Raw genomic sequence first — 10,387 nt, 5'->3', positions numbered from 1 at the left:
AGTTCATATGTTCAAGTACCAATTGCTGATGGCGATCGGCGAGGCGTGGGTCTATACCCGTCAGTGTTTTTTAAAATCATACGACATCATGCCATTTTCCTGGAGAACTTGTGTAGATACTTATGCCTTTATCACTGCCTTACGAAGGTTCACTTGCGTTTAGGTGACCAATTTGGCTAGGGCTTCCTTCAGATCCCGCATTGGCTCTCGGTAACCGTGCTCCCCTGTTGGGTAGCCACCAAGAGTTTCTTTGGGCACCCTTGCCTTCGCCTACATTTTCCCTTCTCACAGGGCAATGGCTGGACTTCCACCAGCTGGCTGACTATCATGCCAGTCGCACCACGCTCCAACTCCGTCAAAACACCCGGCCTCTACGGCTACCCGGGGGTCGTCGTAATCGGGTCAGAGGAGGCCGCAGCCTCCGTCTGCCCACAGAACCGTGCGTACGGGTCCGTACACGGCTCCTCATGCAAGGCGTATCCATTGAGAAACGTCAAACCAATGCGCCAGCTTTCGGTCGGATCGTATTTCCTGTCCTTTCAGGTTAATAAACCAACTGTTGGGGTAGGCTCTCGTCACCGCTCTGGTATTTGAGAGCACCCACCGTTTGTTGTTAGAAAAGACAGCTTTTGATGCTTGTTTTCGTGGTACCCCTCGTTTGACCAGATTTCGGTAAAGATGCTGTTTTCTCTTTTGTTGACTCACCAGTCTTGATCGTAATCGCCGCCGGATATGGGCTTCGATTTTATGCAATTGGGATGGGTAGTTGGTCAAACTATAATAGTTCGACCAGCCCACATACCATTGATTGATCTTGTCCAGTGTCGGTTCCAACGTTTTATGGGTGCCTCGCGGTGTCAGTGCTTTGACTTTATCCATGGCCGTTTGCAGGGCTTTATGCGCTATCGCAATCGTCCCGTTGACCACGGTAAAGCCTAAAAACTTGACCTTATCGGAAAGCGCCACTTGGCTTTTCTCCTGATTCACCTTCAGTTTTAGCTTCTTTTCGATGAATTGGCTGACCTTTTCCATCACCCGCTCTGCCGCTTTTTGCGATTTCACGAAGATATTGCAATCATCGGCGAACCGGCAAAATTCCAGGCCTCGCCTCTCCAGTTCCTGATCCAGTTCGTCCAGAACGATGTTGCTGAGCAGCGGGCTTAACGGGCCGCCCTGCATTGCGCCTTCCTGGCTGGGGTTGACAACGCCGTTGATCATAATGCCGCTACGCAGCATTAAACCTACCAACCGGAGTATCCGTTTGTCGGTTACCTTTTCACCCATTCGGGCAATCAGCCGGTCATGATGGATACGATCAAAGAATTTCGACAGGTCAATATCCACCACGTAGGGTTTACCACTGTTAACAATCCGTTGCGCCGCTTCTACCGCTTGGTGTTGGCTCCGTCCGGGACGGAAACCGTAACTGTTCGGCGAAAAATGCGGATCGAAAATCGGTTCCAGCAGGAGTTTTAGCGTTGCCTGTACCACGCGATCCCGCACCGTCGGTATACCCAGAAGTCGCATCCCCTTACCTCCCGGCTTGGGTATCTCGACTCGGCGCACCGGCGAGGGTTGATAAGTCCAGTTGCTCAATTCCTGTTGCAACTGACTTAGCTCTTCGTCTAAATCGGCTTCAAAGTCCGCTATGCTCACGCCGTCTATGCCGGGTTTGCCTCGGTTCCTTTTCACCAAGATAAAGCCTATGCCCAAGTAAAAGCTTGAGCAAAGGTTTTCAAAGAGTCTGGGTTCCTCAATCAATTGGCTCATGTTCGTTTATTTCACTCTCTTTTGCAGAGCACTTTCATCAATCTCGCACGGCTGATTCGTTCACTGTTTACGACGCAAATAGTCAACCGCTCCTCACAGGCTGATCTCAGTTCTCCGGTCTCTAATCAACGGCCATGGCCGCTTACATGTTCCGCCCTTCACCTCCAACTTCCTGTTACTGATTCGATGTTTTACCCTCCTCCATGTCACCATGAATTCATCGGCACCGAACTTTACGATTACTACGGCTTCATCTGCAGACCCTCGGTTCATAACGTCAACATTACTGTTGCGCTTAGGGCTTAAAGTGTCGCAGTTACACCGACCCAAAGCCGACGGCCCTTCACTGGGTAAGATAGTCACCCGTTTCTCGATCTACCTACCTTCATTACAATGACAAATTACGGTGAGAATATCGGGCTTCGGTAGTCGCGGATACCTTACCCCTTTATCACTGCCTTACGAAGGTTCACTTGCGTTTAGGTGACCCATTTGGCTAGTGCTTCCTTCAGATCCCGCATTGGCTAACGGTAACCGGGTTCCCCTGTTGGGTAGCTACCGAAAGTTTCTTTGGGCACCCTTGCCTTCGCCTACATTTTCCCTTCTCACAGGGCAATGGCTGGACTTCCACCAGCTAGCTGACTATCATGCCAGTCGCACCGCTTCCGCTCGCGCTCCAACTTCGTCAAAACGCCCGGCCCCTACGGCTACGCGGGGGTCGTCGTACACCGCTCATCGGGTCAGCGGGGAGTCGCTATTTTTGCGAAAGCTTTTTTGGGCATCCCTGCCCAACAAGCGGCAAAAATCACGCGACCGCTAATGCCTGCGGCTGCCCCAGCCGTCCTGAGTCTCTCGTTCGCTACCCAGCAAGGGGATAGCTCACATCATCCCAATGACTCGACGCGATTTCGTAAAGCCTGCATTTTCACTACGCAAAAAACGCTTCGTGAAAACACATGCACTATCGCTTCTGGGGACTACTCGACTCCTGTCTCGCAGCGGTGGAGCATCATCAGCCAACAATCTTTCAATGATTGGAAAGTCGGTTTGTTGTTGGTAATAAGCGATGGCACAGGCTTCGGTAAGATGAATACTTTGGCGAGTGCCTAAGGTGATGAGGGGCAGATAAGCTTTGAATTCGCTTTCATTCATGACCACATCAAACGGCAACTGCGCGTCTATCGCAACACGGGTTTTGTCAGTTAACTTGAAGGTCTCAAGTAGTGTTTGAGCTTGTCGATTGTAAAGATACTGAGGTGGCATAAAATCAGTCAATACTGATAATATCGTCAGGCGGTCTTTCTTCGGCGTGGTGAAATAGGCTGTAAACAGTGGACTACAGACAATCTGGCAATACTGGTTGGTGCCGTTGACGCGCGCACTGGTGTCATCGATTTGGACATAGTCGCTCGCGGTTATGCCGCAGTGGTAAAGATCGCTTTTTTCCTGGTGAAAAAGATCATAACCGCCAGTCCATTGCTGAGAGATATAAGTGGCTGAAACCGCAAGGCCAAAGTTTTGAAAAAAGCCTAATATCCGCTTTTCCGACATATTGCCTTCTGCTTTTAAAATGGGTATCAATGCTCGTATACCCGGTCCATACTCGCCTTTTCCTCGGACATCTTCCGGCAATTCTCCGCGATAACTTTTCTTCTGCGACGGAGAATAATGGACTTCACGCTGATATTTAATATTATTGGTTACGATAATCAGATCTTGAATAACCACCCCTTCATAGTACTTAAACTCCAGATCATCCGGTAGCCCAGCTTTGTCCAATGGACAAAATACCTCATGGTCTATTTTTATCTTGGGTAGTTTTGGCTCACGCTGACGTTTCTTCTTTTCTTCTGTATTCTCGCCTGATTCGCCGTCGCAATTTTCGGTGCCTTTCTTGGCATTGGCTTCAGCTTCCTTACGTTCAGCCTCGGACGATATATTGCCGTCTTTCTTTTTATTAGCCTTAATATCAGGTTTTCCCTGCTCACCTTTCAGTCGATTGATTTCATCACGAAGCTTCTGAAGTTCACTTTCCTGAGCATCATTTGAGCTGGCTAGCCGTTCTATAATATTCAGTAGTTTTTTGACAATAGCCTGCCCACCGCTACTTTCTATTTGAGCGATTTCTTGGTCAATGGCGTTTATTTCAGCCTGTAGGTCTTGGATGTTCAAGGAACGAAAGAATCTATACTTTTTGATCTGCTGTCAAGGCATTTTGGTGGCATTTGAATTTGCCATGGATTTTAAAGTAGATACGGCTATTTTCATGGTGTTCTCCTTTTAGTCCTGGGGATTCATCAATTCGGCGTTCCCGGTTCGGAACCAGAATAGCAAAGACTTGCTCCAGTTTAGTGGTATGCAGACGATCAAAAGCAAATTCCAACTCAATTTCATGACTTCGCCGATGGCGATTAGCCATGGCGGTGCAGCTTGTCGAGAAAATTGACGATGGCATGTGCCACAATCTCGCCAATAGTCATGCCGCTGGTTTGCGCATGTGACCGAAGTCGCTTCACGACATTCGCAGGTATTTTGATCGTAATCGGAATAGAGGGTGAAGCGACCAAGACTGGCGCATCGATTTCCTGAGCTCCTTGAAGATATCGGTAAGCCTGTCTGCGAGACAAGCCAAACTGTTGGGTCAAAGCTTCGGCAGCTTCGGCCAATGTGTAACCCTGTGCCAGCAAGTTGAATGCGGCATTCAGCCGGTGGGTTTTGTCGGTGTTTGAGGATCGCGTCATGAGACATATATTTATTACCTTTTACGCCTCATGTCAATCAATGAATTTGAGCGGCTGAATTCAATCTGCCGCTCAAATTCAAAGTTATCTTTTGTGTCTGTGGCGTGGTAATTCCGCCTTGCGGGGTCCCCGTCAATGGGTGTACCACCTGCCCATCTGTTTCCAATATGCCTGCTTTCAACCATTTGCGGATAAGGTTTATAAAAGGACCGTCATCTATTCGCTTGCTTAGCATGTCTATTAAGAAGTCATGGCTTATGGCGTTGAAGAAGCCTTTAATGTCGGCTTCGACTACAGCATGATACTTCTTTGAATTAAGTTCGCCCGTTAAGTCTTTGACGGCTTTATGAGCGCTCATTTCAGGTCGGTATCCATAACTGCAAGATAGAAAGTCTTGCTCGTAGATGGCTGCCAATATCTTCGCCACTGCAAGTTGCAGTAGCTTGTCCGCAATGGCTGGTATTCCTAACCCATATTTAACACACACAATTAATATCAATTAAAAAACAATATCTTGTGTTATAAAAAATCTTCGTGTGGCACTACACCCTGAAAAATAGAGTCTATTCTCAGTTTTTTAGACAATAGTTTTGCTGATACCTCCGGGTGCTGGATTCACTTTTAACGCACGATAAATAGCCATTTGCTCCGGTTCCGCACGGGTGGCTTTGCGAACATGCAGCGCTTTGCCATCAGCACGACGGAAACTGGCGGTTACCCGGCATTGAGTGCGCATGATTTCACGTAATGTGCGCCAACTGCTGTTGGCATTAATGCCGCTCTCTTTCAGACTGCGACGAATAAGCTGGACCAACTGATAGGCCAATACGGTGATGAACAGGTGACTGTCAGCCCGCTCTTCTTTACTATGAAAGATAGGCCGAAAACCCAGATCGCTTTTGAAGCAGCGAAACACGGCTTCGAGGTCAGTGAGCATCATATAGGTGCGCCATAGCTGTTCTTCCGACCATTGGCATTGGTTACTGCGCAGGCAATAGACTCCCGGGAGATCCACATAAGAGCCCGGCACACTGTGTTTTTGCCAAGTGATGCTTAGGGCTTTTTCGCCGCTCTCATCGGTTTGCAAGTCGATTTGATAATGCTGACCGATACCGTGCTGTTTTTCTTTCAGGCGGCCGATCCGTTCCCACAATTTATCCGGGCGTTTTTCGGTGCGGGGACGCTGCAGCCCATCGTTTAAGGCGTCAAGTCCGGCTTCAAAACGACTGGCGAAGCGTTCCGCCATGGCCTGTTCCTTTTGTTCACGACCGGGTGAATGGCAATAGAGCCGAACTTCTTGCCCGTCTTCGGCGACTACTTTTTGGCAGCGGACCGTTTCCTGGGCGGCGGTTTCCAGGTATCTACTTTAAATTCCAGGGGAAAACCAACATCAAACCTGCAAGGTTTGCGCTTTTTGAGTAATTAAATCTGCCAAAGAGGGAAGTTCGAATCGCCCAGACACGCGATCATAAACGTAATCGTAAAAGCTCACGGCTAATTTTTTGGCGGTCTGATTAATTGTCATAAAGGTGTCTTTTATCTTCGTTCCCTTTTCGCTTCGGGTTTGAAAGCTTACATCACGCGCACGCGCCTGCACTCTTGCGCCAAGCTCGGCTGCATTGTTATGCAACGGTAACTGAGGAAGTTCCAATACCTGCAGTAACTCTGCCTTTTTGGCTAGCGTTTTAGCGATACGATCATTCAGCTCTTCATAGTCCGTGGTGGCTGAGAAGAGCTCATCAAATCGCTTTGAAAGCACCTCTTTTTTATCCGGTGTCGGCTCAAGCTTATACTTGAGTAACGCGGTGTAATAAGCCCAATACAGACTTCGGAAGTCGGCTAAAGCTTGCTGGTGACTAGGCACGAAGGGTTTGAGTTTTTTATAGTGCCTCGCATCGTGAATCCAGCACAGACAGAGAAATAGGGTAAGCAGTTTGAATTGCGGGGAGTCGCTATTTTTGCGAAAGCTTTTTTGGGCATCCCTGCCCAACAAGCGGCAAAAATCACGCGACCGCTAATGCCTGCGGCTGCCCCAGCCGTCCTGAGTCTCTCGTTCGCTACCCAGCAAGGGGATAGCTCACATCATCCCAATGACTCGACGCGATTTCGTAAAGCCTGCATTTTCACTACGCAAAAAACGCTTCGTGAAAACACATGCACTATCGCTTCTGGGGACTACTCGACTCCTGTCTCGCAGCGAATGCATTGCTGCGCCAACACTCATGTAGGACATTTCAAAATTGCGTTTACAAACCGGCTTCGGATAAGCAGGCGTTATGTTAAATAAAGTGCGCTAAAAATAGCGTGGGTCCACCGTCAGGTAATGACCGTGAGTTGCGCGTCAAGATTAACGACAGCTATCGGGACACGCTTGCGTCAGCACCCGACCCCTTCGGACAGTAGTGGCGCTTCCACATCTAATATCCGCTCAGCAGCGGTAAGCAGCCAGTCGGCTTCAGTTCGGGACAGGCCGTCCGCGTCGAGGCACATGTCCACCGGCTCGACCACCAGACAGACGGCGGCGAGTCGGGGGGATCAGCCCAGGCATTGCAGCAATTTCGCCAGCCAGCGGGACGCGACCGTCACGGGCAGTGCCACTACGCTAGCATGGCCCTCTACAAAATTGGGATCATCATGCTGAATATCGCACCTCTCGTCGCACTCTGGCTTGCATTCTAAAAATGATCAGTTTCTGAGTGCACTGATTTAATGCGTGCTAGCAGACTAAAATACTATTTTGGTTCACTTTTTCTGAACATCCAGGGATACCATTATTGGGTACAGGTTGGAAGAGCACGTCTGCCGTGGGCTAGCAATAACCAAGTAATACAGTAAGGTATTGGCGTAAATAATGCTGATCCTTTATTGTCGGAGGTAAATACCCGGCACTATTGTTTTTCACATACTTGAGGAGAAAATCATGGTTGCTTTTATACTTTCCTACGTCCTGCTACTGTATATGTGTTCCATTGAATCGCATTTTAAGGACAATGAACATAAATAGTGTTTAACTGGAGCTATAGTGAAAATCGACATTCAACCTAAACAGGGCGGGGTATATTGCTCCGTCCGACTTCAGGAAGACTAATAATGGATTTCTCAGGCTTGAAGAACTGCCACATAAACTCTAATTACTTGAATTCAGTGTAGATTCTCTTACAAAATAATCATGGATAATAAGACTTCAAGGCTCTCCCACTCGAGAATAGAGGAAAAACATTTTAGACCATGCCGACAAACAGAAATCTTATCGTTCGAAATCGCGGAGGGATTGGAATTCAGTCATACGGGAACGCACGCTGCGAGGAAACTAATCGACGGGGCAGCCTCACTCCAAAAGGAAAACCTCATGCTTATCGATCGAATTGACGAGGTAACGGATGCTCAATAAAACCCTGACCATCATACTGGCCGGCGGCGTGGGTTCGCGGCTGCATCCACTGACGGCCGACCGGGCAAAGCCAGCTGTGCCATTCGGCGGCAATTATCGGATCATCGACTTTACACTGTCTAACTGCCTACACTCTGGCTTGAGACGTGTGCTGGTACTGACTCAATACAAGTCGCACTCACTACAAAAGCATCTGCGTGATGGCTGGTCTATCTTCAACCCGGAAATCTCCGAATACATTACGCTCGTGCCGCCACAGATGCGAACCGACGAATCTTGGTACTCCGGGACAGCCGATGCCATCCGCCAGAACCTGTACCTGCTTGAGCGTAGCAATGCCACCTATGTGGTAATTCTGTCCGGAGACCACATCTATAGGATGGATTATGCCGCAATGCTCCAGTTTCACCGTGACCAGGGAGCGGGGCTAACGATTGCTTGCATGCCTGTGTCACTTGCCAGTGCCAGCTCTTTTGGTATCATGTCAGTGGATGACGCACAGCGAATTCGTGCGTTCGACGAGAAGCCGAAACATCCCAAGCCCCTGCCGAACGACCCGCACCGCGCGCTGGCATCCATGGGTATCTATATTTTCAACATGGACTTGCTCAGTCACGAACTGCAAGCCGACCACTGCCTTACCGCGTCAAACCATGATTTCGGCAAGGACATTATCCCACGACTCATTGAGACGCATTGCGTATGTGCTTACCGGTTCGGCGGAGAAACTGGGCGCGTAACGCAGGATAAGTACTGGCGCGATGTCGGCACAATTGATTCATATTACGCGACGAACATGGATCTTCTCGCGCAGGTTCCGCCGCTGGACCTGTATCAGCCCGGCTGGCCCATCCGCACGTACCACGGACAAAACCCGCCAGCTCGCATGGCTCCTGGATCTTTCGGACAGGAAGGGCAAGTTATCAATTCTCTGCTCGGCACCGGCACCGTTGTTTCCGGTGGTACCATCAGACGTTCGATCTTGTTCACTCAAGTCCAGGCGGATGAAAATGCCGTCGTCGAAGATTCGATCTTGTTTGACGGGGTACATATTGGAGCCGGTGTGCACTTGAAACGCTGCATCGTCGACAAAAACGTGCATATTCCGCCTGACGAGCGGATTGGGTTTGACTCCACCACCGATGCAGCCCGCTTCACTGTCTCGGAATCCGGCATTACCGTCGTCCCGAAGGGTTACCGTTTCCTGATTAATGCCAAACACAGTGGCGAGTGACGCAAATGGCGAGCGGAGATATGAACCTTGATTTTTGGATTTTAAGACGGCATCTATCCAGCTAACGCGGTTAGTCAATTTGCCACGAAACCGTTACACATTGCTGTCTCTAAATTGACTCCTTCAATGGTTATGCTTGACACACTACCAACAACCTTTCTGGATTCGTTCTTAATGAAGTTCCAGAAGAGATTTAAATAGCTTTGTTGCATGAATAGAAAATAAGGTCTTCTTATTTATTAATTCGATATTAGCATCTAATAATATCGCTTTATAAAAAATAAAAATCGCACTACGATATTTCCAGCCACGACAAACTGCCGTAAAAAAAATTTCTTTTAAGGAATCACGATATAATGACAATATGTATATTTTTGAGAAACAATAATTAAATACAATATTGGTGCACAATATTGAAATAATTGCACTTAATTGATACATTTTAGCCGTTCAAAACACATGTTTTTCCAGACGACAAAAACTCGACTCCCGCTTTCAAATAGATATTCAACAGCTAAAGCCCTTGCTCATTAGGGCCTACAGGGGTTTTAATCAATACTTCAAAGCAACCTGTCGACTTTATGGCGCAGAACTTGCCGACATTTAAAGCAAGATGGAATTAAGTGAGCTTGAATCACCGGATGAATCAAAAACAACTCATTTAAGTTGTCAGGTATTTTTATTGGTTGATACTCATAAATTTAAGTAAAGACGACACTAGAAAGAAGCCTTTTGTCATCAACATTACTTAAGATTATTGTGTATATCAGCTTTATAGCGAGGAAAAGACAATGATAAGCCTAACTACTTTACTTGAATTCAATTTCAGATGGCCGACGATGGTGCCAGGAGAAGTACTGGCATTAACTCTACTCATGGTTTTTGCCATACTGTCCACCCTTGAATTCCAAACGCCAAGGGAAAAACTGCCAAGAAAACACTTGCGTCAGTCCTATAAAACAAACATTAGCCTGTTTTTTGTTAACAGTATAGCAATGTCGATAGTGTCGGCTTCATCTTTATTAGTAATTGCCGAACGCTATTCAGATAAAGGATTGCTAAACACTCTATCCAGCCCCGCATGGAAAGCAGTCCTATCGTTTTTAATGCTCGATTTGTTAATGTATCTCTGGCACAAAGCCAGCCACAGCGTTGATTGTCTGTGGATGTTTCACAAGGTGCATCATAACGATCCTTATTTGAATATTACAACATCATTTCGAATACATTTTCTGGAACTTGTCATCACCA

9 protein-coding genes are annotated in these 10,387 nt (G+C 47.7%); 2 read left to right on the top strand and 7 right to left on the bottom strand.

Features of this window, described 5'->3' with window-relative positions; translation table 11 throughout:
• Positions 1–465: 465 nt before the first annotated feature.
• From ltrA to WC772_08720, 7 genes are all read right to left on the bottom strand, one after another.
• Positions 466–1,770: a group II intron reverse transcriptase/maturase gene (gene ltrA / locus WC772_08750; GenBank protein ID MFA6170833.1), complete on the bottom strand. Its 1,305-nt coding sequence runs from the start codon at positions 1,768–1,770 to the stop codon at positions 466–468.
• Between the two features lie 879 nt (positions 1,771–2,649).
• Entirely contained in the window at positions 2,650–3,942 is a 1,293-nt protein-coding gene (locus WC772_08745) for a hypothetical protein (protein MFA6170832.1), read from the bottom strand.
• Between the two features lie 13 nt (positions 3,943–3,955).
• Entirely contained in the window at positions 3,956–4,189 is a 234-nt protein-coding gene (locus WC772_08740) for a hypothetical protein (GenBank protein MFA6170831.1), read from the bottom strand.
• Positions 4,182–4,511 (bottom strand): hypothetical protein, encoded by a 330-nt coding sequence (locus WC772_08735; protein MFA6170830.1) that lies wholly within the window; start codon positions 4,509–4,511, stop codon positions 4,182–4,184. The genes WC772_08740 and WC772_08735 overlap by 8 nt, the downstream gene beginning before the upstream one ends.
• A gap of 37 nt (positions 4,512–4,548) precedes the next feature.
• Positions 4,549–4,998: a reverse transcriptase domain-containing protein gene (locus WC772_08730; protein ID MFA6170829.1), complete on the bottom strand. Its 450-nt coding sequence runs from the start codon at positions 4,996–4,998 to the stop codon at positions 4,549–4,551.
• A gap of 90 nt (positions 4,999–5,088) precedes the next feature.
• Positions 5,089–5,757, bottom strand: a complete 669-nt coding sequence (locus WC772_08725) for a transposase (GenBank protein ID MFA6170828.1) — start codon at positions 5,755–5,757, stop codon at positions 5,089–5,091.
• Positions 5,758–5,901: 144 nt separating this feature from the next.
• On the bottom strand, positions 5,902–6,504 hold the full coding sequence (locus tag WC772_08720; protein ID MFA6170827.1) for a transposase: 603 nt from the start codon (positions 6,502–6,504) through the stop codon (positions 5,902–5,904).
• Positions 6,505–7,891: 1,387 nt separating this feature from the next.
• On the opposite strand from WC772_08720, the gene glgC reads away from it, so the two are divergent.
• Positions 7,892–9,136, top strand: a complete 1,245-nt coding sequence (gene glgC / locus WC772_08715; protein MFA6170826.1) for a glucose-1-phosphate adenylyltransferase — start codon at positions 7,892–7,894, stop codon at positions 9,134–9,136.
• A gap of 791 nt (positions 9,137–9,927) precedes the next feature.
• Positions 9,928–10,387 (top strand): sterol desaturase family protein (locus WC772_08710; GenBank protein ID MFA6170825.1); only part of this gene is annotated, 460 nt, incomplete at its 3' end.

The organism is Candidatus Margulisiibacteriota bacterium (assembly GCA_041661965.1).
Lineage (GTDB): Bacteria > Margulisbacteria > WOR-1 > O2-12-FULL-45-9 > XYB2-FULL-48-7 > XYB2-FULL-45-9.
Note: the sequence above shows the minus strand (reverse complement) of the source record. Positions and strands in the feature narration are given on the sequence as shown.

Excerpts from the sequence above, each read along its gene's own strand:
- WC772_08735 (MFA6170830.1), bottom strand. The coding sequence starts at position 4,511 with ATGACGCGATCCTCAAACACCGACAAAACCCACCGGCTGAATGCCGCA.
- WC772_08740 (MFA6170831.1), bottom strand. The coding sequence starts at position 4,189 with ATGGCTAATCGCCATCGGCGAAGTCATGAAATTGAGTTGGAATTTGCT.
- WC772_08725 (MFA6170828.1), bottom strand. The coding sequence starts at position 5,757 with ATGGCGGAACGCTTCGCCAGTCGTTTTGAAGCCGGACTTGACGCCTTA.
- ltrA (MFA6170833.1), bottom strand. The coding sequence starts at position 1,770 with ATGAGCCAATTGATTGAGGAACCCAGACTCTTTGAAAACCTTTGCTCA.
- glgC (MFA6170826.1), top strand. The coding sequence starts at position 7,892 with ATGCTCAATAAAACCCTGACCATCATACTGGCCGGCGGCGTGGGTTCG.